This is a genomic window from Actinopolymorpha sp. B17G11 (assembly GCF_040196095.1).
Lineage (GTDB): Bacteria > Actinomycetota > Actinomycetes > Propionibacteriales > Actinopolymorphaceae > Thermasporomyces.
In genome coordinates this window covers 1-23,578 of record NZ_JBEFTW010000032.1, presented here as the reverse complement: position 1 = coordinate 23,578, position 23,578 = coordinate 1, and the positions used below count along the sequence as shown (strand labels likewise).

Below are 23,578 nucleotides of genomic sequence, written 5' to 3'. Positions count from 1 at the left end.
CGGACCGTGGCCACAGTACGCTCCCCAGATGGACGTCGGCTCCGAATCGACCCGGCTCATCGTGCTGCGCGGCAATTCAGGCTCGGGCAAGAGCACCGCGGCCCAAGCCATCCGCGAGGCGTACGGACGTGGACTTGCGTGGGTCTGCCAGGACATCATCCGCCGCACCATCCTGCGCGAACACGACTATCCCGGGATGGCGAACATCGGCCTCATCGAGCAGACGGCGCGCTATGCACTCGACCATGGCTACCACGTCGTCCTGGAAGGAATCCTGTACGCCGACAGGTACGAGTCGATGCTCGCCCGCCTGCACCGGGACCACCGCGGCCCTACGTACTTCTACTACTTCGACGTTTCCTTAGCCGAGACGGTACGCCGCCATGCCACGCGACCACAGGCGACCGCGTTCACGCCGGCCGACATGGAGAGCTGGTACCGACAGCAGGACTGCCTGACGCTGGTGACCGAACGCCTCATCGACGAGTCCAGCTCACTCGACGATACGGTCGATAGAATCCTTTCCGACACCGGCCTGCTGGACTCTCCCCACATCACCGAGATCCAGATGGAGAAGGTCGAGCGGGCTCCCACCCGCCACGAACGCCTCACCAGGGTTCCCTGGGACCACTCGTACCAGGACGCTTCCCCGCCGTGGGACTCCGGCCGCCCGCAGTCGGCGTTCCTCCAGCTCGCCGAACACGCGGGAGCCGTTCATGGTCGCGTTCTCGACGCGGGTTGCGGCACTGGCGAGAACGCGCTGGCGTTCGCCGCGGCGGGTTTCGAGGCCTGGGGCGTCGATGTCGCTTCCACCGCCATCGAAATCGCTTGCCGCAAGGCCAGCGAACGAAACCTGACGGTGACCTTCAAAGTCGAGGACGCCCTGCAACTGCAGCGACTGCAGCAGCGTTTCGACACAGTGCTCGACTCTGGGCTCTTCCATACCTTCGATGACGAGGAACGGGCCAGGTACGTCGACAGCCTCGGCACTGTGATTGAGCCGAACGGGACTGTTCACCTGCTGTGCTTCAGTGATGCGGTGGCCGGAGACGGCGGACCGCGCCGGATCAGCCGAGCCGAGATCTGTTCGGCGTTCGCCGACGGCTGGCATGTCGTCGACATCCGTGCGACCCGCTACGAGACCCGCTTTGGCGGTGACGGCTCACCGGCCTGGCTCGCCACGATCCGACGTGCGGACACGCTGTCGCCGCCAAGGGCCTAGAACGGCAGCCAGCCGGTGCGCTCATACCAGTGACCGCCGGAACGAAGGTGGGCGACGTAGGCGCGTTGCAGGGTGGTTTCCTGCGGGTAGTCGTCGAGGTCGGGGTAGGAGCGGCCGAACACGTACTCCGCGAGGTCCCCATCGGCCGGTGGTAGATCAGCTTCGGTGTGGACAGGTAGTAGGTGGAAGCGCCGTTGGAGCTGGACGATGTTGGAGCTCTCTGGCAGGTAGTCGGCGAGTTGGGGGTCCAACAGCCAGGATCCGCAGGTGAAGAACGTCACCGGTTCCTCAGGAAAGTGGCGGAAGAAGAATTCCCGTGCCTGGGTGAACGACTCATCGCACAACCTCGGAGACAGCGGGCGGACCGGGGGAACGTGGACGGAGAGCGCGTATCCGCACGGGCCGTCGGACAACGAGATGGCCCCACGGTTGAACTCCAACTGTCCGAGTCTGTATTGCGCTCCTCGAAAGAGCAGCATTGCGCTTGTCCCGAACCCGAAGAGTCCGATGCCGCTGAGCCCGGTGACGGATCGGTGCTTCTGCATCACTGCCGCGAGCCCGGTCAGGCTGCTCCAGGACACGTCATCGGGAATCCCGCGCTCGGCGTGGTAGCGACGTACCTCGGGAAGAACGGCCAGATACATCCAGACAGGCACGTGCCGGCCCACCGGTCCGGTCTCCGGGGAGAACCGCACCGGCCATCCCGAGTGGCCCTCGATCGGTACAGCCTCGCCCATAGTGGCGAGTAGCGCGTGGTAGGCGCGGTCCAGCACCCACCACAGCGCGGGGTGGGCGTGCGGATCGGGGCGAGAGGCCAGCGTCTCGTAGCGGTCCTCCTCCTCGACGCCGAGGCGTTCCAACTGCTGCGCTGCCTCCGCATCGTCGGGCAACACCAGCCCGGGCGAGGTAGCTGGCCGGTCGATTCGCTCCAACCAGTTAACGGCCTCGGCAGGTAGGTCCAGTTCACGGACCAACGCCGCAAGGTCCACGCCGAAGGGAGAAGTCTCGGGCGGATTGACGGTCAGATCGCGGTCACAAGACACGTCAGGCAGGTCCTTCCGCTACTGGTCAGGCATGCGGATTCTGCTTGACGGCATACTGGCCGCCACGCCACGGATGTTTGCGATGACGCTACACCCCATCGCGGCAGGGTCGGGTCCGGTGGTGGACGTGGATAGGGTGTATTGCTGTCGCCGGTGTTACCGTGCTGGCCACGGCATCGGTGCGTGGGCTGCTGGGGAGAGATGCCGAGATGCCAAGGGAGCAAGCATCCAAGGCTGAGGGACATGACCGCCTGGAGCTTGAGTTCAGTGGCGAGATCTTTCAGTGGCGCGGGCCCGCGCCGTACTACTTCGTCAGGGTGCCCGAGGAGGAGAGCCTCGAGCTGAAGATGGTGTCCTCTGGCACCTACTACCGGGGCATGATCCGGGTTCGGGCGCGTATCGGTGAGACGGAGTGGGCGACATCGTTGTGGCCCAAGGACGGGCGTTACGTCCTCCCGATACGAGACTCGGTACGCAAGCCCAGGGGGCTCGCCGACGGGGACACCGTCACGATCCATCTCGCCGCCGCTGCACCAGCGCTGGAGAAAAGTCAGGATCCCGCTCGGGCGCCTTCTGATCAAGCCAATCGAAAAGCACATCGGGTAGCCGGGCGACGCGAACCCCGTAGCGGAGACGATCAACGGACTGGGCGCAGCGGACCAGGCGTCGCAAAGGCTCGCAGCAGGCCACAGGTCACCGACGATCAGCTCCGGATCGTCCCAGCGAACGAGGCAACCTGGGAAGACTTGCAAGCGATCTTCGGCGTACGCGGCTCTTCGTCCATCTGCTGGTGCCAGCGGTACAAGATGCAGCCCAGAGAGCGTTGTATTGCCACGGTTGGAGCCGCCGAGCTCGCCCCCCGGCTCCGAGAGCAGACCGCCTGCGGACAGCCAGAGTCGGCTCAGACGACCGGCCTGGTCGCCTACCTCGACGGTGAGCCGGTCGGCTGGTGCGCGGTGGACCCGCGATCTGCTAACCCGCGCCTGTTGAGCCAATGTCCCACACCGTGGGTCGGTCGGACCGAGGACAAGAGCGATGCCAGCGTGTGGGCGGTGACCTGCATCCTTACCCGGGCCGGTTTTCGGCGCCGCGGTATCAGCCGAGCACTCGCCCGGGCCGCCGTCGACTTCGCCCGACAACGCGGCGCCCGTGCCCTGGAGGCCTATCCCCACACCAGCGAGGTCGGGCACTTCGGCACTCCCAGCGTCTTCGCCGCCGCCGGCTTGGTCGAGGTGAGCAGGCCCACCCTCAGGCGCATCGTCATGCGCATCGATTTCTAGCTGCGTTCGGATCAGTCCCGCCTCCGCGAATCTAGGAGACACGGCCTGGCCGCTTAAAAGCACTGCGCCCGGTTCACCGGCGAACGTTACGATCGGCCGATGGCCGGATATGAGCCCGTGGATCTTCATCCGTACTGCAACGCAGGTGTCGACGTTCTCGGCGACCCTGCTGACGATGCCCCGCTCGGTCGCGTGCAGCTTCGTGGGCTGCCGTTCCAGGTCGGCGGCGACGACCCGGCGGCACAGCGGTGCTTCATCGCGCCCCAGCCGCAGACGCCGGTGTCGATCGCTGTCGGCCAACAGGCCAGCCGCGTGATCGTCGCCCATCGCCTGCTCGAGCCCACGAGGCCTGCCGGGCACGGAGTCGGTACGCAGGTCGCCGACTACGCCTTCCACCTCGCCGGCGGCGAAGTCGTCACCGTGCCCATCCGGGAGCGGTTCGAGATCCAGGTCGTCCCGACCGAGTGGGGCCGGGACGCGTTCCTCGCGGTCTCGGACACCCCCGACGGCAACGAGCCGCGTTTCGAGGGCCGCTGGGACGGCGCCGGCTACCGTCTCACCGAGCACCACAAGGGATGGGTCAAGGCGTACTGGCTGTGGTGTTGGGAGAACCCGCACCCCGAGAAGACCATCGAGCGGATCGAGCTCATCCCGCGCGGCCCGGCGTTCCTCGTGGCGGCACTCACGCTCAGCCAGGCCGACGAGCATCCGTTCGTCAACGGGCCTGCGAGGCCGGTGCGGCTCGAGGTCACCGATCCCGACATTGCCGCCCGCGACGACGTGCTCAGCATCGAGGTCGACCGCGGTGTCGCGACCTATCCGCAGCCGCTGCCGACGACTGTCGACGACCGGCCGGGCTACGGCGCGGCCAACGCACCGCCACCCGCCAGCCCCGCCTACGCGGGCGTCGCGGCGATCCCGTCGGCCACCCTCGTCCTGCGGCAGCGGGACGAGGATCTCGGCCAGGTCACCTGGGGTGATGTCGAACGCGACGGGCACGCCGACACGGGGCGGGTACGGGTCGAGCTGGCCGACTCCGGCCGCAACTGGGTGCACGTCACGGTGCTCGACGACGCCACCGGCAAGCAGGTGCCGTGCCGGGTGCATTTCCGTTCCCCCGAAGGGATTCCGTACCAACCGCACGGCCACCACAACCACGTCGCGCAGAACCTCAACAGCTGGCACTACGACGTCGGCGGCGATGTCCGGATGGGCCAGTCCACCTACGCCTACATCGACGGAAAGTGCCAGGGATGGCTGCCACGGGGCGAGGTCGTCGTCGACGTGGCCCGGGGGTTCGAGTACGCGCCGCTGCGCGAGACTGTACGCATCGAACCCGGCCAGCGGGAGCTGACCCTGCGGCTCAACCGGGTCACCGACATGGCCGCGAACGGCTGGTGGTCCGGCGACTCCCACGTCCACTTCCTGTCCACGGCCGGCGCGCAGCTGGAACAGCTCGGCGAGGACCTGCGCGTCGTCAACCTGCTGCAGTCCCAGTGGGGTGCACTGTTCACGAGCACCGAGGAGTTCACCGGCCGCCCGAGCGGCGTGGGCGGGGTGCATGGCGGCGACTACCTCACCTACGTCGGCCAGGAGAATCGCCAGCACGCCCTTGGTCACATGGTCCTGTGGGGGTTGAAGGAACCCGTCATGCCGTGGTGCAGCGACGGTCCCGACGAGGCGGAGCTGGGCGGTGCGCTCGACACCAACCTCAGCGACTGGGCCGACCGTACCCACGCGCAGGGTGGCACGGTTGTCGCCGCGCACTTCCCCAACCCCAACGGCGAACCCGCCGTGCTCGTCGCCACCGGACGCGCCGACGCGGTGGAGATGCTCGCCCAGGGTGAGGACAACCTGCGCGAGTACTACCGCTACCTCAACTCCGGCTACCGCCTCCCGCTCGTGGGTGGTACGGACAAGATGTCCAGCGCCGTGCCGGTCGGGCTCTACCGCACGTACGCCCGGCTCGACGGCAACCAGGAGTTCAGCTACGACGCGTGGTGCGCGGCAGTCCGGGCAGGGCGGACCTTCCTGTCCGGCGGGCCGTTGCTGGATCTCCGGGTCGACGGCCGGCAGCCGGGCGACATGGTGGAGCTGTCCGGGCCAGGGACGGTCACCGTCGAGGCACAGGTCACCAGCATCTTTCCCCTGCGTACGTTGGAGATCGTGTGCAACGGCGAGGTCGTCGGCACGGCCACGCCCGACTCGACTGGCGACAGCGGCGACCGCCGGCTCTCCCTCACCCAGGACGTACGCATCGACGGCAGCGCCTGGATCGCCGCCCGGGCGTTCGGCACCCAGACGCATCTGGACGAATGGGGGCGGCAGGTCTTCGCCCACACCTCGCCGGTCTACCTCGCCAGCGGTGGACCGTGGGGAATGGCCGATCCGGAAGGCCTGCACTACATGCGCACGCTCGTCGAGGGCGCGCGGGAGTACGTACGCCACACGGCTCCGCGCCGGGCCGACCACCTCACGACCCACCACCACGGCGAGGCGGATCACCTGGCCTGGCTGCAACGCCCCTTCGACGAGGCACTTCGCGCCCTCGACGCCCGCCGCTGAGCTAGCTGTATGTCCGGCTTCGTCAAGCGGCGGGATCCTCCGGTGCCGGGGTCGATTCCCGACGCGCTCCAGGTGTTCGAGGCGGAGGTGCGGTTCTACCGGGAGGTCGCGCCCGTGGTCGGCGTGCGCACCCCCGCCTGCTTCGAGGCGGAGGCGGGTCCCGCCGGCACCCGGCTCGTCCTCGAGGACCTGTCGACGTGGCGGCAGGGCGCCGACCCCGCCGTCGCCGCTCGCGTCCTCGCCGGCCTTCACCGACGCTTCGAGAACGAAGCCGCCGGTCGGTGGCCGTGGCTGCGCCGGAGCGGCGCTGGTGGTGATCTGGTCGGCCAGCTCTACGACCGTACCTGGCCGATCCTCGCCGCCCGTCGCGACGTCACGGCGCGTGCTCGTGACCAGGGCGAGCGGCTCGTCGGAGCCGTGCCGGAGCTGGCGCGCGCCGGATCCGCCGCCGGACCGCTCACCCTGGTCCATGGGGACGCGTCGCTGCGCAACATGCGGACGGGACCCGACGGCACCCTCGCACTCCTCGACTGGGAGGACGTGAGCCTCGCCCCCGGCGTCACCGACCTCGCGTGGCTGCTGGTCTCGTCCGTGCCGCCGCCGCGCTGGCCCGACGTGTTCGCGGCGTACGGCGACTGCGCCGGCCTCGACCTCGTGCTCGCCGCGGCCGTTTCGCAGGCGTTCCTCAGCCTCGCGGACACGCCGGAAGGTTCACCCGACGCGCGGGAATGGATCGCCCGCATCGAGGCGGCTGTCGCGCGGCTGACCTGAGCGCCAGCCGGGCGACTTGTTGGAGGTTGGTCGACTTAAGAAGGCGACGAACCTCCAACAGTTCGAGCGGTGGCAGGCGACGATCCCTACCAGGGCAGGGGATCTGCGGCGTGCGTACGACCGAGGTCGCGGATCGCGTCCAGCGTCTCGGACGGTAGCTGCACCTTCGCCGCGGCGGTGTAGTCGAGGCGACCGGTGGTGCGCCTACGCCGCGGCCTTCCAGTCGACGAGCTGGACGATGACGCCATTGGGGTCGCGTACCTGGAAGGCCCGCTCGCCCCACTCCTCCACGGTCAGCGGCATCGTGATCGTGACCCCCTCCGCCTCCAGCCGTGCCAGCTCGCCTTCGAGATCGTCGACGACGAAGGCGAGGATCAGCCCGGACGCGTGGTCGTTGCGCTGGTCCTCCGGCAGCGACTCGAGCCCGCGCCGCAGGAAGACCACGTTCATCCCGGCGTCGTCGCGGGTCAGTGACGCGAACCCGTCCGCCGCCAGCTCCTCGCGGAAGCCGAAGTGGGTGGCCAGGAACTCGGCGGAGGCCGCCACGTCGTCGACGTTGAGCGACACTGCGGACGAAGTGATCTTCATAGAGCCCTCCAGGAGCGATAGAGTCGAGGCAACAATGCCGTACGCCGTACATTGTACGTCGTACGGAGTAATCTGACGAACGCCGACCCGGAAGGTCCGACATGTCCAGTGACCGCAGCAGCGCAGGCGACCCGGCACGCACCCTCGAACTGCTGTGGCGCGACCGGGGCGCGGCGGCGGGTGGGCAGCGAGGACCACGCCAGGGTCTGACCGTGGACCAGATCGTCACGGTCGCGATCGATCTCGCCGATGCCGAGGGCCTACCGGCGGTGACGATGCGCCGGGTCGCGCAGGAGCTCGGGAGGGCTCCGATGTCGCTCTATACGTACGTTCCCGGCAAGGGAGAGCTCGTCGACCTCATGCTCGACACGATCTACGCCCAGATGCCACGCACGACCCTGCCGGCGAACGCGGCGTGGCGGCGACGGGTCGAGGCGGTGGCGGGCGACAACCGGGCGATGTACGAACAGCACCCCTGGATGGCCACCGTCTCCACCAGCAGACCCACGCTGGGGCCGGGCGCGATCGCGAAGTACGAGCACGAGCTGAGCGCGTTCGACGGTGTGGGCCTCGACGACGTGGACACCGATGCGGCGCTGACCTTCGTGTTGAGCTTCGTCCAGGCATCCGCGCGTTCCGCCGCCGACGTTGCCGCGGCTCGTCGCGACTCCGACCTGACCGATGAGCAGTGGTGGGAGGCGAACGCACCGCTGCTGGAGCGGGTGTTCGACGAGGCGAAGTACCCTCGCGCGGTCCGCGTGGGCGCCGCGGCCGGTGCGGCTCACGGTGCGGCGTACAGCCCTTCCCATGCGTACGACTTCGGACTGCAACGCGTGCTTGACGGCCTCGCCGCCCTCGTCGACGACCGCCGCAGCACTCTCGAAGGCTAAAAGGGATCGACGCGGGCGATCAAAGAGACCTAGCTTCTCCCTGTGTCGACGCCACCAGAGCAGGTCCTTCGCTGGGCGGCCAACGCCGTGGGCGCGGGGGCCGTCGTCGAAAGCAGCCGCAGCCTGCGAGCTGGCGACGACGGTCCATGGCTTCTCCGCCTCACCGACGGCCGGACGACCATCGACGCTGTACTCAAGACCGGGCCGCCGGAATGGCATGAGCTCCGCACGGAAGGAACGGCACTCGCGTGGGCGGAGCAGCACCGGCTTCCCACGCCACGCCTGCTCGCCTTCGAAAAGGAAGCAGCCGCTGGGTTTCTGGCCATATTGACCGCCGTACTCCCTGGCAGCACAAGGATTCCGCGAGTGGCGACACCTCAACGCCTCCGCGCCCTCGGCGCCGCCGCCGCAGCGGTCCACTCCGTACCGCTTGCCCCACGGCCCGATCTTCCGCTGCGTACCCACCACATGCCGTGGGTCGACCGCGCCGCGGAACGTCGATGGGCGCGGAGATACCAGCAGACGACCGACGCACAGGAGCGCGACGCCATCGTGGCGGAGTGGCGCAACGTGGGGCTGGCCCCATCTCAGGACGAGGCCCACACCGTGCTGCGGGAGACCCGATCGACGCCGTTGCTCGACGAGGCGGACGATCGTCTGCAGGACATGACACCACCACGCGGCGAAACCGTCTTCGTCCATGGCGACCTCTGGCACGCCAACACGATGTGGGACGGCGATTCGTACGTCGGGATGATCGACTGGGACGCCGCTGGTGCCGGCCACTACGGAGTCGACCTGGGCTCACTGCGCTGGGATGCGGCCATTCTCTTCGGACCGAACGCACCCGGTGAGATCCTCACCGGCTGGGAAGAGGCCAGCGGCCGCAAGGCGGAGAACGTCGCCTACTGGGACATCACCGCCGCCCTGAACACCGACGTCGAACTCGACAGCTTCGTCGAGATCATCCACGCAGAAGGGCGTCCGGACCTCGACGCGGCAACATTGACCGAGCGTCGCGACGGCTTCATCCGGACAGCGCTCGATCGACTCGGCCACGACTGATCATTTTGTGCCAGCATTGGTTGAATGGGCGGCTCACGAAGGCGGACTCGCGAGCAGGAGGTGGCGGAGTTCCGCGACGCGCTGACAGATTCCGACTCCCAGGTACGCCTCAATGCTGCGGTCCGACTCGCCTACCTCGACTGCGCCGACGGCCTCGCCGAGCTCGTCACGGGCCTGTCCCATCCCGAGGGCGCGATCCGGCTGGTCCAGGTCCCCGAAGCCCTGTCGCTGCTGGGCGAACCCGGACTCTCCAAAGCTCGGCGACTGCTCAGAGACCGCGGTCCGGTGCGGCTCGCCGCTGCCAAGACACTGACGTACGCCGGTGCGTTCGACGGCGTGGTCGAGGTCATCATCGACTCACTGCACGATGCGGATCGTACGACCAGAACCGAGGCCGCCTCGCTCGTCGGCGAACTCGGACCACCTGCGGTCGACGCGTTCGACGCCCTCACGGCGGCATTCCGCGACCAAGGCGAGGAGCTGGCGATCGCTCTGCCGGCGTTGGCCTCCGCCGGTAGGCAACGGGCGCTCCCGATCCTTCGTCAGGCCCTCGGGCACGACACGTCGCCGTCGCCGGTGAGGACCTCCGCGATGCGGGCGCTGGCCAGTCTCGGTACCCGTGCCGCCGACACTCACCCGATGGTGGCGTCGGCCCTCGACGACCACTCGGCCCCGCTGCGGGAACGCCTCACCGCGGCCCACACCCTGACCCGCATCGGCCCTTCGGGCGAGGCGGTGGCCGCGACCATCGGAACGACGCTGCCGCAGGCGGACCGCTGGCTGCGGATCGGCCTCCTGCGGGCTCTTTCCCACATCGCTCCCGGCTACCCGCGGCGGCCGGAGGCCAGCCAGGAGTGGCCGTGGTGGGAGTCGCGCTCCGTCCACACACCACGGCCACAACGGGTCGAGCCGGTCGGGCGAGCCTGTGCCGATCTCCTTGGCACATTGGTCGCACACCTCGACCACGACGATTCAGACGTACGCCGGAATGCCGCCCTGGCGATGGCATTCTTCGGCCGGTTCGGGCGTACGGTCGCAGGCGACGTTCGGGCGGCACCTCGACTGCCGGAACCGTTGCGCGGCGACCTGCTGCGCCGGCTCTTGCCGCGTGCTTTCCACGAGTCCGTGAGACCGTCACCGTTGCAGTCCGGCCGCTACGCCCACCTCGATCCGGCCGCTTGGCAGTGGGGCCTGTATTTCGCGCAACCCGACGTCGACCTCGACGCCATCGCCGCCGACTGTGAACGCCAATGGGCACAGGCCGACGGCGGCGATCTCGACTACCAGCTCGCGGTACCGAAGTGGCAGTTCCTGCACTACCTGGTCGAGCGGCACGGTGTGGTGCTGCACGGTTCGGCGACACCCGGCATCGACGTGCTGCATCCACGCAGTCGCAGTTGGGGTGGCGGTCGTACGTCAGGCCAGCCTGGTGTCTTCGCGGTGGACCATGCCCTGATGGCGATGTACTTCGGGATCATCGACCGGTCGAAGGTTTCGTCCATGAGCAACGGCGTGTGGTGGGGCAGGAACCCCGACGGAACGCCGCGCCGATGCTTCTCCCTGGCCGTGGAGTACGCCGGACTAGCCGCGCGGCCGTTCGTGGATGCGACGTTGTACGTGCTGCCCTCCGACACGTTCACGATGATGGGTGAGCTGACGAGTCTGGTGCCGGTGAAGCCGCTGGCTCGGCTCGCGGTCGCCCAGGAGGACTATCCGTTCCTCGAGGACGTGTGGGGAAACGACGTCGGACCACTCGCGTCGCAGTTCGGCGGGCGGTTCGCGTTTCTCCGGGACGTCGGGGCCTTTCCTGCCAAGCGTTCCGTGCCCTCCGGATCGAACTGAGGCATCGGTCAAAGCAACCTGTGTGTGCGCATTCTCGCCGCGGGTCCGCCCGGGACGCGGTCACCTGTCGGCGGACCCGTCAAGCGTGATCGTGGCAACGTCGAAGACGTTGACGACGCCAAGCTGGGGCCGCGAGCCGACGCGACGCGTGGTTTCCGTGGAGATGGCTGTAGAAGGCGACCTTGCCCGCCGACATGACCTCCGCAGCCCAGGCGTGGGCGACCCGACGCCCATGTCCCTGGCGCTGGAATGCCGGGTCGGTTCTCACCCACAGCTCAGCGGCGTCGCTGTTGCTGCGTGCCGAGCTGGCCCACGACACCGCGCGCCCGTCGACCACACACGCGTACTCCTCCGCGCCCGTCCGCACGACGCCCGGATGCCGGCGTTCCGTCTCTGGAAAAACGTACGTATGAAAGCGCCCCACGGCGGTGGGCCGCCCTCCCGCGACCGTTTGCGCGGCCAGTTCTGTGTCGAGGAAGAACAATCCAGGCTCGAGCAACGACGTACGGGCGATCAGGTCGTCGTCGGCGTCCTCGCAGAAGACGACCTGGTCACCATCGACGAAGCGCACGGCCGAGCAGGTGGCGATCTCGTCGGGGTTGTCACCAGGGACCCGCACGATCCGGCCAGTGTCGTTCACGGCCTTGCATTCCAGCCGCAGTTGGACCGACCAGAGGATCCGCGGATCAGTTGGCAGCATGCCCTTGTTTATCACCCACACGCGACACGGCGTGGGTGATTCTCATGGCTGTCATCGCCACCGTCAGCCGCGCCATCCGATCACCGTCGGCCGCCCAGCGATCGTCGGGCAAAACGCGATAGCCTGCTGAGGACAACTGACCGTACCGGGTAAACCAAGAGATAGCTCACGGCTTCCTCCGGGAAGATCGTGAACGTAGCGCAAGCGGCCTTCGGCCTAGCGCGCTTGGGAGCCACGGTCCTCTCCGCGTCCATGCTCGTGCTGGATCGTGGAGACGGATCGCTGCTCCCGGCGTGTTCTCTAGGAGCCGTCGATGTCCGCGCCAGTACCGCCATCCGCAGCAGCCCTACCCTCCCCATCGATCCAGCCTTCGCGTTATCTCGACCGGTTCGTTCGTACGACGGTGGGAGCGAGACTCGCCAAGTCCCGGGTCTTCCCGAACGCCAAGGAGGTAACGGAAAGCTACGCGGCGAGAGCGGCGGCTCTCCGTTTCCGGGCGGAGTTCCCGCCCGCGGATCCTCACATTCTCCTCATCGCCGTCGCCGACGGGTCGACCCCACGAACCGCGGCCACCTTCGCTCTGCACACCGCATGGGAATGCCATTCCGTCGACCCCAGGTTGAGAAGCTCCCGGCGCTGGGCAGAGATACCGCGACTGACGCTTCATCCGCAGCGGATCGAGACCTGCCGGTTCTCGGCCCCGCGCGCCGTCGTGGTTGCCGTCCACTCCCATGTCAGCCTGGCGTCGTCCTTGGCAAGCGTCTTCGCTGAGGACCTGCTGGTGATCGCCATGCCATGCTGCCTGCCGATCGACCTCAACGAGCCAGTGGATCTGAGTTTCGACGACGCGCACGTTCTGTCTGCCCGGCGTACGATCCACGTCTGGTCACTACCGCACGGCCGACCGTGCGCGAGCGAAACCGTGGGAGCGGACACATGAGGGTGGAAACCTACGCCGAGCGCCCGCGCCGGCTCGCGCGCAAGCTCCGCCAGCCGGGCCACGTCGCCGCGTCGTGGACCGAGACGGTCGTCGGTCGGGATGACGTGGGTGAGTGGGCGGTCCTTCCGGCTGGAACACCGATCCATCGAGATTCCGGCACCATCCTGCGGTACCAGTCGGCGCAGGTCTTCTGCTATCCCCACCAGGGGTGGTGGGTCGCGCGTCTCGGCGGACCCGACGCCACGTTCCTTGCCTCTCGCGTGGACGGAACGGTCAAGAGCTTTGACAACCCGGCACCGGATCGCGTGGACGTTTCCACGCCGCACGTCGTTTCGCCAGCCGGCGTGGAGTTCGTCGACCTCGTCCTGGACGTCGTACGCCATGCGGACGGCACAGTCGAGGTCCTCGACGAGCACGAGGTCGAACAGGAGGCGGCGGCGTGGTCGATCCCGGCCGAGCAGATCGAGCAGGCCTGGCGGTCCTGTGCCGAGATCGTCGCGATGATGGAACGTGCCATGGCGCCTTTCGACGGCTCCGCTGCGTACTGGCTCGACCAGTTTTCCGTCGGGTCCGGCAGTCCTGCGGGCCGTCGATAATCGGTACGCCGCTCAGCCCATGCCTGCCATGCTGGCCGCATGGACGCGCACACGACCGTCAACCAGCGGCTGTGGGATGAGCTGGCTCCCCTGCACGCGGCGTCGGACTACTACGACGTGGAGTCCTTCGTCCAGGGCGCGGAGACACTCGAGGACACGGAGGTTCGCGAGGTCGGCGACGTCACCGGGAAGCGGCTCGCCCACCTGATGTGCCATTTCGGGATGGACTCGCTGTCTTGGGCGCGGCATGGCGCCTCCGTCACCGGGCTGGACTTCTCCCGCCAGGCGGTCGACATCGCTCGCACTCTCGCCACCCGCACCGGTGTCGAGGCGGAGTTCGTCTGCGCCGATGTCATGGCGGCTGCCGACGTCCTCGACGGCACGTTCGACGTCGTGTTTCTCTCCAAGGGCGTCATGATGTGGATCGAGAGCGTCTCGGCTTGGGCGCAGGTCTGCGCTCGGCTCCTCAAGCCTGGCGGCGTCTTCTACCTGCTCGAGTTCCATCCCCTGGCCATGGTGATGTCTCAGACCAAGGACGGCCTCGCCTTGCAGGGCAGCTACTTCCATTCGCCAGACCCGGAGATCGTCGTCAGTGACGGCTCCTACGCCGTCTCCGAGCCCGGCCTGGCACACCAGGAGTCGCGGGAATGGACGCACTCCGTCGGCGAGATCGTCACGGCTCTGGTCGACGCTGGCATCAGGATCGACTTCCTGCACGAGTTCCGCGCGGCCGAGAACGCCTTCACGACCGTGTCGGGGACCAAGGTCCCGACTGGCACAAGTCTCCCGGCCGCCTTCTCCGTCCGTGGAACCCGTACGTAGGCACGGAGTCGGGCGGGCGGCCGGGCACTTGCCGACGCCCTGGTAGTCCAGGTCCTAGTCGGCGACGAAGTACTGCTCGGGCCTTGTCGGGCCGGGCGTCGGGTAGAGCCAGGCGGCGGGGATCTTCCTCGGCACGTTACGGAAGTTCCTCCGGACAGTTCCGTACGTCCCGTCGACCGAGACCAGGCCGATCACCCAGAACTGCTCGATGGCGATCTGGAGGATCTGGTTGAAGAGCCCCCTTGCCTCGGCCTTGTCGACAGTGGCGCGGAACTGGTCGTAGAGCTTCATCTGCTCGATCGCGGCCGCCGGGGGCTTCTCGCCTTCGGCGCCACCGGAGGTGTACCACGTCGACCACAAGGGCGCGTAGTTCGACTCGCCACTGTAAGGAAAGTACCAACGAGGATCCAGATCCGCGTCGAACAATCCCCCGTCACCAGTCCACACACTCGCGTCGTGCAGGTTGGCCGCCTTGCGATCGTAGAAGAGGGTCCGGTCCTCCGTCTTGACCTGCATCTCGACTCCGACCTCGCGCCAGTACCCCGTCACCAGATCCATCGCCGAGATCTGGTTGGGCTCATTGGTCACGACCTCGAGTGAGAACGCGATTCGCTTGCCATCCGGGCCAAGGCGGGTCCCGTCGCCGTCACGCCGCGAGTAGCCCGCCCGGTCGAGGTAGCTGTTTGCCTGGTCGACGTCGTAGTCCGTGAACTGCTTCGCGAGCTCCTCGTTGAAGAACTCCGACTCTTTCCGGGGAGCCGCCTGCCATGGCTCGCCCTGCCGCTGGTAGACCGCATTCACGATCTCCTGCCGGTTTATTGCATAGGAAAGACCAATGCGGAAGTCGCGGTTCTGGAACACCTCGCGAAGAGCGGCGTTCTTGGTGTTCAGGTTCAAGGAGATGACTCCCTGGTTCATGCTCCCGGGAACTCCGTCGATGAACTCGTACTCGCCCTTTTCACGCCCGCGGGCCAAAACTGGTTTGTTGTCCAACGTGGCGACACCACCGGTCAGCGCCGGAGCGTTGAAGTCGAGATCGCCACTCGTCGTGCGAAGGAGCACAACCTCGAGATCCATGATCTCGTACGTCACCCGATCGATGTACGGCAGCTGACTACCGTCTGGATCCACCTTCCAGTAGTACGGATTCCGTTCGAACACACCACGACCCGACGAGTCGTCGACCGCCGTCGTGAGAACCCAGGCGTTGAGGCTCGGACGGTCAGGGTTGCTCGTCGTCGTGTTGCGGTCCCAGAAGTAGTCGATCCAGTCCGAGAAGCCCTCGTCTTTTGCGGCCGCCTCGGTGTCGGGGTTGTAGTCGACGTGAAACTTCTCCATGTAATGGCGAGGAGTGATGAGTGAGTTCGCGCTCGGAGTGGCGAGGCGACGGAGGAACAACGCGTTCGGAGCACCGAACACGAAACGCACGGTGTGGTCGTCGATCTTCTCGAGCGTGGCGAGCTTGCCATCGGTCGAGAACATCTCTGGCGGTATCGGGCTGATCTCCTTGTTACCCCAGACATCCTCGAACATGAACGTGAGGTCGTCCGCGGTAAAGGGTTCACCGTCGGACCATTTGACGCCTTGCCGCAGCTTGAAAAGGTAGGCTTGGCCTCCGTTCTCGACTTCCCAGCCTTCGGCAAGGTTGGGGATGAGGTCACTCCAGTCGGGCGCCCAGGACACCAAGGGGTCGTATCCGAGTTCGACGTAGAACTTGTATCCCACTGCCGCCAGACCGTCGAGGTAGCTATGCCATGTCCCGCCGTAACGCCCCACCTCATCGATCGGGTTCACCACGAGCGGGTTCTTCGGCAGCCGGGATGACAACGGTGGCAGGTCGCCCGCCTTCACCAGCTTCTCGAGGCTCGGTGCCTGTTTTCCTTTGGCCGCGCCAGCGTTGCTTCCCGCATCAGAACCGCCAGGATCGGTGGAGAGCAGGTCACAGCCCGCGACCGCCACGCTCGTCAGCGCCAAGCCTCCCGCCAGTCCCAACGCGTCCCTTCTCGACAGCCGACGTGGGAACTCTTGACTGTTCCTGATCACGTGACGTTCCTCCGCTCTACTGTGCGGCTCCTGCGGCGACACCACACGCCACACGCCACCAGCCGGCGTTGCCGGCCTCACCAACGGGTAAGCGCTTACCCTTGGCGCTCACCCTCGTCGTGTCAAGACCTCATCAGTGCCGACGGTCCAGTCGGGCCGAGGTCGGACAGCCGGCGACTCGAGTGTCGACGTCCTGGGAAACGACTGGGATGCGCTGTGCGACGATCTTCGCCGTACGCATGCGGTGCAGCCATACGGGGGAGGACGCATGGAGTACCACCTGCTCGGGCCGGTCGAAGCACGTCACCAGGGGGACGCCCTCCGGATCGGGGGCCCACGACAACGGACGGTGCTGGCGACCCTGGCCCTCAACCTCGGCCAGGTGGTACCCGTCCGCAGCCTCGTCGAGGCGGTGTGGGATGGCGCGCCACCGGCCACCGCCCACCGGCAGATCCTGACGGCCGTGTCTGGGCTGCGCCGCTCGCTGGGCACGGCGATCGAGACCCGGCACGCCGGCTACCTGTTGCACGCCCGCCCCGACGACGTTGACGTTCATCGCTTCGAACGCCTGGTCGCCGAAGCCCGGCGGCTCGACGAAGGTAGCCGGCACGCCGCCGCCGCGCGGCTCCGGGAGGCGCTCGCGCTGTGGCGCGGACCGGCTCTCGGCGGAGTGCGCGGCATGGCTGCCGAAGTCGCCCGGTTGGAGGAACGACGACTTTCGGTGCTGGAACTGTGCCTCGAAGCCGAGCTCGCCACCGGCGCACACGCCGACCGGGTGGCGGAGCTGTTCACGCTGGTGAGGGCGCATCCACTGCGAGAACGGTTCCGGGCGTTGCTGATGAAGGCGCTCCACCAGCTCGGCCGTCAGGCCGAGGCGCTGGAGGTCTACCGGTCCGGGCGTACGCAGCTCGTCGAGGAGTTGGGCATCGAACCCGGCCAGGAGCTGGTCCGGTTGCACGCGATGATCCTCGCCGGCGGCGACGAGCGGATGCCCGTCGCCGCGGAGCCACTGCGCGCGTCCGATCGCGTTACCGAGCAGCAGGTCCCGGGTCCGGCGTGGTACCGCGACCCGCCCGTATCCGTGCCGCCGGCTTTCTTCGGCGTGACCCTCAACAGCACCCGCGGTGAGATGCCCGGCTTCCGGGTGAGCGCGGTCCGTTTGTGGGACTGCGCCTGCCGATGGTCGAACATCCAACCCCGCAAGGACGTCTTCGACTGGCAGAGACTCGACCGGTTCGTGGCGGGCGCGCAGAGTGCCAAGCTGCCGGTGCTCTACACGATGGGCATGCCCGCCGGATGGGCGAGCCCGGACGCACGACGCGCGCCCTACACCAACGACTCGCGCGCCGCACCGCCGCGCGACCTCGCCGACTGGGACGCCTACGTGCACGCCACCGTGACCCGCTATCGCGGCCGGATCGAGGCGTACGAACTCTGGGACTATGCCAACTCGCCGATGAGCTACAACGGCAGCGCCGACACCCTGGCCGAGATGGTCCGGCGCGCGGCACGGATCATCAGGTCGGTCGACCCGGCGGCGTTCATCGTGTCGCCGTCGTTCGGTGACCTGTGGGAACCTTCTGGCCGCGAGCAGCTTCACAGGTATGCGCTGGCGGGTACGTTCGAACCCTGTGATGCCGTGGCGGTCAAGCTCCATCAGCGGGATACCCTCGACCCGCCCGAGCAGATGATCGAGCTGACCGACCTCATCAACCGGACGTTGCACAAGGCCGGCGTCCAGCGCGCTCTCTGGGCAACCGGACTGTCGCACGACATCGTCCACGCTCCACGACCGGACCAGGCCACGGCCGGTGCACACGCCGTTCGACACTTCCTTGCCGGCATCTACGCCCGTTGCGCCCGGATGTACTTCTACAACTGGGGAGGCCGGAAGATTCCCCTCGTCCTGCAGGCCGACGGAGGTCCGCCCACCCAGGCCGCCCGGTTCGTCGAACGACTGCAGCACTGGCTGGACGGTGCGTGCGTACGATCCGGTAGCCACGGCAGCGACGACAACCTCCCGCCGAACGTCTGGCAGATCCGGCTCGTGTCTTCCTCAGCATCCGGACGTGGCCCGACCGACCGGTCGTGGGACGAGGCGATGATCCGGTGGACCGACATCGGCGAGGCGACCATGCCGGTCGAGCCGGGGATGGCAAGGATCGAGCACCTCGACGGCACGGTCGAGGTGCTCGATCCCGCCGGCCCGATGGTCATCACCGAGTTGCCCGCCCTGGTTCACTACCACCCGGGCAGCGAAGTCTCCGCGGGCAGCTGAGCAGGTGCGGGAGCCGGAACCTGGCGATGCTCCCCGTAGAACTCATTCGACACAGAGCAGGCAGTCCTGCCTTCCGATGGTGGTGAGCTCCGCACCCGGAAGCACGCCGTCGAGGGCGTCGCCGAGTGGCAGTGGTGCTCCTGGTACCCAGCCGCCGTCGATCACGGTGGCACCGGTGGTGAGGGCGCGCGGCTCGGCGACGTCGACGTCGAATCCCGCGTCAGGACTGGTGTCATAGAGCAGGTCATCGGGCGGAATGGTTCCCGAGGAGAGCGGCCAGACCACCGCACGGAACCTGGCGTCGGTGGCGTACGCGACGAATCCGTACTCCCCTGCCGTTCCCTTCACCGCGCTCTTGGCGTCCGGTGTGATCACCAGCCACTCGAGCGTGGCGGTCGTGAAGGTGAGCCGCTCGTCGCCGCTGGCCGGCGCGGAGAGCGTGAAGGTCCCGAACGGCTTGGTGGAGTCGGTCGTGAGGTACTTCGCCACCGTAGCGAAGGTGGTGTGGTCGTCGACCTTGCCGGCGCCGGTCAGCAGGCCGGCTCTCGGGTCGTAGACAACGACCATGACCTCGGCCGAGTCCGCGCCACCGTCATCGTCGGTCACGGTCATCTCCATCGTGTACATCCCGGCGTGGTCGAAGGTCCTGCCGCGACTGCACGTGTGGTCTTCCGCGGCGAACGTCGACGTGGTCCCGTCGTCCCAGGAGATGGAACAGGTGTGCGTGTCGTTGCTGCCCGGATCGGTGAATGGCGCGTCGAGCTCTATCCGGTCCTCGACGCGGTAGACGGCCCAGTTCTCCGGGGCTTTCAGCCTGAGGGTGGGCGCGACATTGCGTACCGTCAGAACCGCGCTGTCGCTGACCGGCGCGTTCACCCCGTCATCCGCCGTGAGCGTGAGCCGGTACGTGCCGTCGTCGGTGCATCGCACCGTGGTCACGGGATCGCTCTTGTCGGCGAAGCGGCACTTCGCGCCGGCATCCACCCCGTCCATCGGTTCGTACGTCCAGTGGACGGGAGGCTCCCCCAGCTCGTCGACCGCCTCGCCGCGCAACTTGACGTCGGCGCCTTCATGACCGTCCACGTCCGGCCCGGCGTTCACGACCGGCGGCTGATTGTCCGGCCGGTCGACCGGGGGGATGTACCCGTCGTAACCCCCCTCGGAACTCCAGTTGCATTCGTGCTCTTTGGCGCCGCCCCACACCTCCGCCCAGGAGATGTTGGGGCGCCATGACTCGAGGTCCCACGAGTCGCCGATCTGGTCCGGTTCGGCGAAGTACTTCCCCTGCGCGTGGCAGACGAGTTGCTTGTAGATCGACTCCCGTTGGTCGTCGGAGAAATGTTCGGGAAGCGGCGTTCGGGCGTTCAGCTCCGCCGACATGAGTTTGAGCGCAAGCCCTGCGAAGATGTCGGTGTCATTGGTCTCCTGCGTGGGCCACACGCTGGCGGTGATGCCCAGATCGCCGTGGTACTCGTCGTTGTAGACGCTCGTCTTCTCGAAGAAGATCCGGTCGTCCTTGTCGTCGGAGAGCGATCCCAGCCAGTCCTTCTCGCTCCGACCGCTGTACTGGATCTCACCGTCGGAGTCCTTGGCCCAGAGTCGCCAGGACATTTCCGTGATCTTCGAGGTCTGGCGGTCGATCGTGAATCCGTAGTCGTCACCGCACTTGTCCTTCGGAATCTCCCGTACGCCATTCGCGCGTCCCACTCGCCAGGTCACGCCGATGGTGAGTCCGTCGTCGCAGTCGAGGTCCAACAGGATGAACGAGTTGAACCCTGCCCCACCCGTGCGCCCGTGCTCGCCGTCGTTGCCGCTGTAGAACCAACCCTCGCCGAGGACGTCGGACCCGTCGCCGACGTACCCGAAGCTGGTGGACGCGCTAGCTGTCGAGGTGATGTTCGACGCGACGAGAAGGCTGCCGACCATGGCCACAAGCGCGAGCGCACGCACGAGAAGGCGGCGCGGCAGCAGCGGTGCCGGCATGCGCGCGCCGAGAGGGGTCCTGCGTTCCGGCAACCCCCTCGTGCCGGAACGCCTCTCGGCACGCGCCTTTGCCGGCCTGCGGTGGGTCCCGCGTAGCAGACGCCTCATCACTGTCCCCCCTTGGCAGTGCCCTGCCTGTCGCGTCGCCGGGTCGGCCGCATCGCCGGCCGGCGCATATCCGTACGAACCGACCAGCAAGGGTCGCGGAAGCCGGTATCGATCCGGTACTGATCCGGTATCGCGCGCCCGACGAGGAACCACGTGCATGCCTTGACAGGCATATGCGGTCCTCGGCATATTAGGTATCGTGACCGCAGATACCTTCGCCGTGCTCGCAGAGCCGACCCGCCGCCGCATCCTCGACCAGCTCCTGCGATCGGAGCGAAGCGTGAGCTATCTGGTCGACGCGGTGTCGATCAGCCAGCCGACGATGTCGAAGCACCTGAAGGTGCTGCGGGAGGCGGGTTTCGTGTCCTGCCGCACCTCGGCGCAGCAGCGCATCTACCGGATCGAACCCGGACCGTTCGCGGCGTTCGACGAGTGGCTCGAGCCCTACCGCCGGCTGTGGACCCAGCACCTTGACGCCCTCGAACGCCACCTCGACAACCAACCTGACGACCAACCTGACGACCAGGAGGAATGATGGATCGCAGCACCTTCAAGCCGGGACCGCTGTCCGAGGTCCACGCCCGGGCCAGCGCGGACCAGTGGACGCTGGTCTTCGTCCGTACCCTTCGCCACTCGCCCACCAAGGTGTGGGCGGCCCTGACCGAGCCCGCTCAGGTGGCCGAATGGGCGCCGTTCAGCACCGACCGCGATCTGGGCAGTCGCGGCGACGCGATTCTGACGATGATCGACGGCGAGGTTGCCGAGCCGACGTCGGCGACGGTGACGCGCGCCGAGCCACCGACCCTGCTGGAGTACACCTGGGGAACCGACCAACTCCGCTGGGAACTGGCCACCGTCGAAGGCGGAACACGGCTGACCCTCCTGCACACCCTCAAGGACCGCGACTGGATTCCCAAGATCGCCGCCGGCTGGCACATCTGCCTCGACGTCGCCGAACACCTGCTCGCCGGCAACCCGGTCGGACCGATCCGTGGCAACCAAGCACGCGACCACGGATGGGACGAGTTGAACCATGCGTACGCCGGCAAGCTGGGAATCCCCGCCACGGACCTACCCGACAGCGAGCAGTCCTGACCGAGCGGTCCACTGAGCGCTGGCCAGTGAGCGCTGTCCAGTGAGCGCTGTCCGGAACCGGGCGAGGTCTAGCGGCGCGAGAGGACGACCGGGAAGCCCTCGTCGGTCATCGGTTCACCGTCGCCAACGGTGACGAACCGCTTCATCACGTGGTCGCCGCTCGCGTCGTATCTCGTGTCGTCACCCATGACGTGCAGCGCGATCGCCCGGCGAGGCCGGTTGCTCGTGTTGCCGTGGGAACCGTGCCAGGTCAACGAGTGGTGGTAGTGGACCTCGCCCTTGGCGACGGGGCGGAGGACCACTTCCACCCGATGCCCTTCGTAGGTCTCGGGGAGGACGGGTTGGCCCTGCTGCTGGACGGTGTGCAGGAACTCGATCTGGTCACCCCACAGATGCGAGCCGCGCACCATGCTCATGCAGCCGTTCGACTCGTCGACGTCGTCCAGCGCGACCCAGGCGGTGACCTGCGTCATCGGCTGGATGATCGGCCAGAGCGGGGCGTCCTGATGCCAGTGCAGCAGTCCACCCTGCTCCGCCGGCTTGTACTGGATCTGGTCATGCCAGATCCGCAGCTCGTTCGCGCCGGTGAGCTGGCCCAGCTCCTCGGTGATCGTCGGATGCGTCGTCAGGCGGGCGAACGCCTTGCTCGCCTGCCAGATGTTGACGATCTGCCAGATCGGGTGGTCCTCTTCAGCCAGGTTGTTCAGCAGAACCGGCTGCGGCTGATCGGCGCGGTCACGCTCCTCGATCACCCGCAGCATCTCGGTACGCAGCTCGTCGACCTCGGCGTCGTCGAGCACCCTGCCGCCCTTGACGAACCCGTCCGCGTGGAACCGCTTCACCTGCTCATCGGTCAGCATGCTTCTCGCCCCATCCGCCTCATCGGTGAACGTTGACCAGTCTCCGGCGATCCGCGCGCGCCTTGTCAAGAAGTGTTCATCGGACTGACGGACGGCCAGGCTCACGGGCTGGCGGCGGCGAACACGCGCACAGGCCGGGCGGATGCTGATGTGATGCCGGTGGTGGGCCCTGGCAGGCGCAGAGGCCGGGCGGATGCCGGTGGTCCATGGTCAGTCTCCGTCCATGAGGTCTGCCGTAGCGTACATAGCCCGGGTCAGGCCACACGGAACGCGTCGACGTGCTTGACCGCCCACTGCGCGAACGTCGTCGCCGGCCGACCGGTGACCTGCGCGACTGTCGCGACCGCCTGCTGCGGATGCGCGACGAGGGCGGCCTTGCCCTCGAGATACCAGTCGGCGTACTCCCCCATCGCCTTCGACAGTTGCTCGACAGCCTGTTCGCGGGTCAGCTCCACATAAGGGATGTCGCGACCGTGTGCGGCCCCGATGCACCGCACCAGGTCGGCTCGGGTGAGCGACTCCGGGCCGGTCAGTTCGTACGCCCTGCCGACGTGACCGTCCTCGATCAACGCGAGGGCCGCTACGGCGGCGATGTCGTCCATGGCGATGGGTGCGTTTGCCGCATCGGGGTAGGCGTCACGGACCTGCCCGGTCGTACGGATCTGGTCGGCCCAGATCAGGCTGTTCTCCATGAACTCGCCGGCGTCGAGATGGGTCCACGCGATGCCGGACTCCTCGACCGCCACCTCGATCGCGTGCCACCAGTTGCCCTCCGGTCCGGCCAGGTCGACGACGTGCTGGACGCCAGCCTTCCTGGCCAGGGCGAGGACCTCGTGCACGGTCTCCGTGAGCGGTGCGAGGTACATCCGGTCGACGCCCTCGAGGGC

The 23,578-nt window shown here is 67.5% G+C and carries 20 protein-coding genes; 13 read left to right on the top strand and 7 right to left on the bottom strand.

What is annotated here, in order from left to right:
• The first annotated feature begins 28 nt into the window (after positions 1-28).
• Positions 29-1,222 carry a methyltransferase domain-containing protein gene (locus ABN028_RS26710; RefSeq protein ID WP_349698527.1) on the top strand — a complete coding sequence of 398 codons (1,194 nt, stop codon included), beginning with the start codon at positions 29-31 and terminating at the stop codon, positions 1,220-1,222.
• Here ABN028_RS26710 and ABN028_RS26705 read toward each other — a convergent pair.
• On the bottom strand, positions 1,219-2,265 hold the full coding sequence (locus ABN028_RS26705; RefSeq protein ID WP_349698526.1) for an acyltransferase domain-containing protein: 1,047 nt from the start codon (positions 2,263-2,265) through the stop codon (positions 1,219-1,221). The genes ABN028_RS26710 and ABN028_RS26705 overlap by 4 nt on opposite strands.
• Positions 2,266-2,474: 209 nt before the next feature.
• On the opposite strand from ABN028_RS26705, the gene ABN028_RS26700 reads away from it, so the two are divergent.
• The 3 genes from ABN028_RS26700 to ABN028_RS26690 all read left to right on the top strand — a co-directional run bounded on the left by ABN028_RS26700 (position 2,475) and on the right by ABN028_RS26690 (position 6,881).
• Positions 2,475-3,545, top strand: coding sequence for a GNAT family N-acetyltransferase (locus ABN028_RS26700; RefSeq protein WP_349698525.1), 1,071 nt, complete (start codon positions 2,475-2,477; stop codon positions 3,543-3,545).
• 99 nt (positions 3,546-3,644) lie between these two features.
• Positions 3,645-6,110, top strand: a complete 2,466-nt coding sequence (locus ABN028_RS26695; RefSeq protein WP_349698524.1) for a CehA/McbA family metallohydrolase — start codon at positions 3,645-3,647, stop codon at positions 6,108-6,110.
• A gap of 9 nt (positions 6,111-6,119) precedes the next feature.
• Positions 6,120-6,881 carry a phosphotransferase family protein gene (locus ABN028_RS26690; RefSeq protein WP_349698523.1) on the top strand — a complete coding sequence of 254 codons (762 nt, stop codon included), beginning with the start codon at positions 6,120-6,122 and terminating at the stop codon, positions 6,879-6,881.
• Positions 6,882-7,085: 204 nt separating this feature from the next.
• Here ABN028_RS26690 and ABN028_RS26685 read toward each other — a convergent pair whose 3' ends face one another.
• Positions 7,086-7,469: a VOC family protein gene (locus tag ABN028_RS26685; protein ID WP_349330569.1), complete on the bottom strand. Its 384-nt coding sequence runs from the start codon at positions 7,467-7,469 to the stop codon at positions 7,086-7,088.
• A 101-nt stretch (positions 7,470-7,570) separates the two neighbouring features.
• On the opposite strand from ABN028_RS26685, the gene ABN028_RS26680 reads away from it, so the two are divergent.
• The 3 genes from ABN028_RS26680 to ABN028_RS26670 are packed head-to-tail and all read left to right on the top strand — an operon-like array spanning position 7,571 to position 11,266.
• Complete coding sequence (locus ABN028_RS26680; protein ID WP_349330568.1) at positions 7,571-8,359, top strand: TetR/AcrR family transcriptional regulator; 789 nt, start codon at positions 7,571-7,573, stop codon at positions 8,357-8,359.
• Between the two features lie 42 nt (positions 8,360-8,401).
• Positions 8,402-9,424 (top strand): aminoglycoside phosphotransferase family protein, encoded by a 1,023-nt coding sequence (locus tag ABN028_RS26675; RefSeq protein WP_349330567.1) that lies wholly within the window; start codon positions 8,402-8,404, stop codon positions 9,422-9,424.
• 24 nt (positions 9,425-9,448) lie between these two features.
• Positions 9,449-11,266 (top strand): hypothetical protein, encoded by a 1,818-nt coding sequence (locus tag ABN028_RS26670; protein ID WP_349698522.1) that lies wholly within the window; start codon positions 9,449-9,451, stop codon positions 11,264-11,266.
• Between the two features lie 79 nt (positions 11,267-11,345).
• Here ABN028_RS26670 and ABN028_RS26665 read toward each other — a convergent pair whose 3' ends face one another.
• Positions 11,346-11,966 (bottom strand): GNAT family N-acetyltransferase, encoded by a 621-nt coding sequence (locus ABN028_RS26665; protein WP_349698521.1) that lies wholly within the window; start codon positions 11,964-11,966, stop codon positions 11,346-11,348.
• A gap of 313 nt (positions 11,967-12,279) precedes the next feature.
• Here ABN028_RS26665 and ABN028_RS26660 point away from each other — a divergent pair, with 313 nt between their 5' ends.
• Genes ABN028_RS26660 through ABN028_RS26650 form a run of 3 tightly spaced genes read left to right on the top strand, consistent with a single transcriptional unit; the run spans position 12,280 to position 14,324 of the window.
• Positions 12,280-12,906: a hypothetical protein gene (locus ABN028_RS26660; protein ID WP_349698520.1), complete on the top strand. Its 627-nt coding sequence runs from the start codon at positions 12,280-12,282 to the stop codon at positions 12,904-12,906.
• Positions 12,903-13,502 (top strand): DUF402 domain-containing protein, encoded by a 600-nt coding sequence (locus ABN028_RS26655; RefSeq protein ID WP_349698519.1) that lies wholly within the window; start codon positions 12,903-12,905, stop codon positions 13,500-13,502. Before ABN028_RS26660 ends, ABN028_RS26655 begins: the two co-directional genes overlap by 4 nt.
• Positions 13,503-13,541: 39 nt before the next feature.
• Positions 13,542-14,324, top strand: a complete 783-nt coding sequence (locus ABN028_RS26650; protein ID WP_349698518.1) for a class I SAM-dependent methyltransferase — start codon at positions 13,542-13,544, stop codon at positions 14,322-14,324.
• A gap of 54 nt (positions 14,325-14,378) precedes the next feature.
• Here the strand turns inward: ABN028_RS26650 and ABN028_RS26645 are convergent, their stop codons facing one another.
• Entirely contained in the window at positions 14,379-16,367 is a 1,989-nt protein-coding gene (locus ABN028_RS26645) for an ABC transporter substrate-binding protein (RefSeq protein WP_349698517.1), read from the bottom strand.
• Positions 16,368-16,635: 268 nt separating this feature from the next.
• On the opposite strand from ABN028_RS26645, the gene ABN028_RS26640 reads away from it, so the two are divergent.
• Positions 16,636-18,645, top strand: coding sequence for a BTAD domain-containing putative transcriptional regulator (locus ABN028_RS26640; protein ID WP_349698516.1), 2,010 nt, complete (start codon positions 16,636-16,638; stop codon positions 18,643-18,645).
• Positions 18,646-18,687: 42 nt separating this feature from the next.
• Here the strand turns inward: ABN028_RS26640 and ABN028_RS26635 are convergent, their stop codons facing one another.
• Positions 18,688-20,628, bottom strand: a complete 1,941-nt coding sequence (locus ABN028_RS26635; RefSeq protein WP_349698515.1) for a DUF2599 domain-containing protein — start codon at positions 20,626-20,628, stop codon at positions 18,688-18,690.
• A 307-nt stretch (positions 20,629-20,935) separates the two neighbouring features.
• On the opposite strand from ABN028_RS26635, the gene ABN028_RS26630 reads away from it, so the two are divergent.
• The gene (locus ABN028_RS26630) at positions 20,936-21,271 is read left to right on the top strand and encodes an ArsR/SmtB family transcription factor (protein WP_349330555.1); all 336 of its coding nucleotides are present in this window, start codon (positions 20,936-20,938) and stop codon (positions 21,269-21,271) included.
• Entirely contained in the window at positions 21,271-21,831 is a 561-nt protein-coding gene (locus tag ABN028_RS26625; protein ID WP_349330554.1) for an SRPBCC family protein, read from the top strand. Before ABN028_RS26630 ends, ABN028_RS26625 begins: the two co-directional genes overlap by 1 nt.
• 68 nt (positions 21,832-21,899) lie before the next feature.
• On the opposite strand, the gene ABN028_RS26620 is transcribed toward ABN028_RS26625, so the two are convergent.
• Entirely contained in the window at positions 21,900-22,691 is a 792-nt protein-coding gene (locus ABN028_RS26620; RefSeq protein WP_349330553.1) for a phytanoyl-CoA dioxygenase family protein, read from the bottom strand.
• A gap of 254 nt (positions 22,692-22,945) precedes the next feature.
• The coding region (locus ABN028_RS26615; protein WP_349698514.1) for a Rossmann-fold NAD(P)-binding domain-containing protein at positions 22,946-23,578 on the bottom strand (633 nt) is incomplete at its 5' end.

Coding starts and splice junctions, on each gene's coding strand:
- ABN028_RS26710 (WP_349698527.1), top strand. CDS start 29: ATGGACGTCGGCTCCGAATCGACCCGGCTCATCGTGCTGCGCGGCAAT.
- ABN028_RS26700 (WP_349698525.1), top strand. CDS start 2,475: ATGCCAAGGGAGCAAGCATCCAAGGCTGAGGGACATGACCGCCTGGAG.
- ABN028_RS26695 (WP_349698524.1), top strand. CDS start 3,645: ATGGCCGGATATGAGCCCGTGGATCTTCATCCGTACTGCAACGCAGGT.
- ABN028_RS26690 (WP_349698523.1), top strand. CDS start 6,120: ATGTCCGGCTTCGTCAAGCGGCGGGATCCTCCGGTGCCGGGGTCGATT.
- ABN028_RS26685 (WP_349330569.1), bottom strand. CDS start 7,469: ATGAAGATCACTTCGTCCGCAGTGTCGCTCAACGTCGACGACGTGGCG.
- ABN028_RS26680 (WP_349330568.1), top strand. CDS start 7,571: ATGTCCAGTGACCGCAGCAGCGCAGGCGACCCGGCACGCACCCTCGAA.
- ABN028_RS26670 (WP_349698522.1), top strand. CDS start 9,449: ATGGGCGGCTCACGAAGGCGGACTCGCGAGCAGGAGGTGGCGGAGTTC.
- ABN028_RS26665 (WP_349698521.1), bottom strand. CDS start 11,966: ATGCTGCCAACTGATCCGCGGATCCTCTGGTCGGTCCAACTGCGGCTG.
- ABN028_RS26660 (WP_349698520.1), top strand. CDS start 12,280: ATGTCCGCGCCAGTACCGCCATCCGCAGCAGCCCTACCCTCCCCATCG.
- ABN028_RS26655 (WP_349698519.1), top strand. CDS start 12,903: ATGAGGGTGGAAACCTACGCCGAGCGCCCGCGCCGGCTCGCGCGCAAG.
- ABN028_RS26650 (WP_349698518.1), top strand. CDS start 13,542: ATGGACGCGCACACGACCGTCAACCAGCGGCTGTGGGATGAGCTGGCT.
- ABN028_RS26640 (WP_349698516.1), top strand. CDS start 16,636: ATGGAGTACCACCTGCTCGGGCCGGTCGAAGCACGTCACCAGGGGGAC.
- ABN028_RS26635 (WP_349698515.1), bottom strand. CDS start 20,628: ATGCCGGCACCGCTGCTGCCGCGCCGCCTTCTCGTGCGTGCGCTCGCG.
- ABN028_RS26625 (WP_349330554.1), top strand. CDS start 21,271: ATGGATCGCAGCACCTTCAAGCCGGGACCGCTGTCCGAGGTCCACGCC.
- ABN028_RS26620 (WP_349330553.1), bottom strand. CDS start 22,691: ATGCTGACCGATGAGCAGGTGAAGCGGTTCCACGCGGACGGGTTCGTC.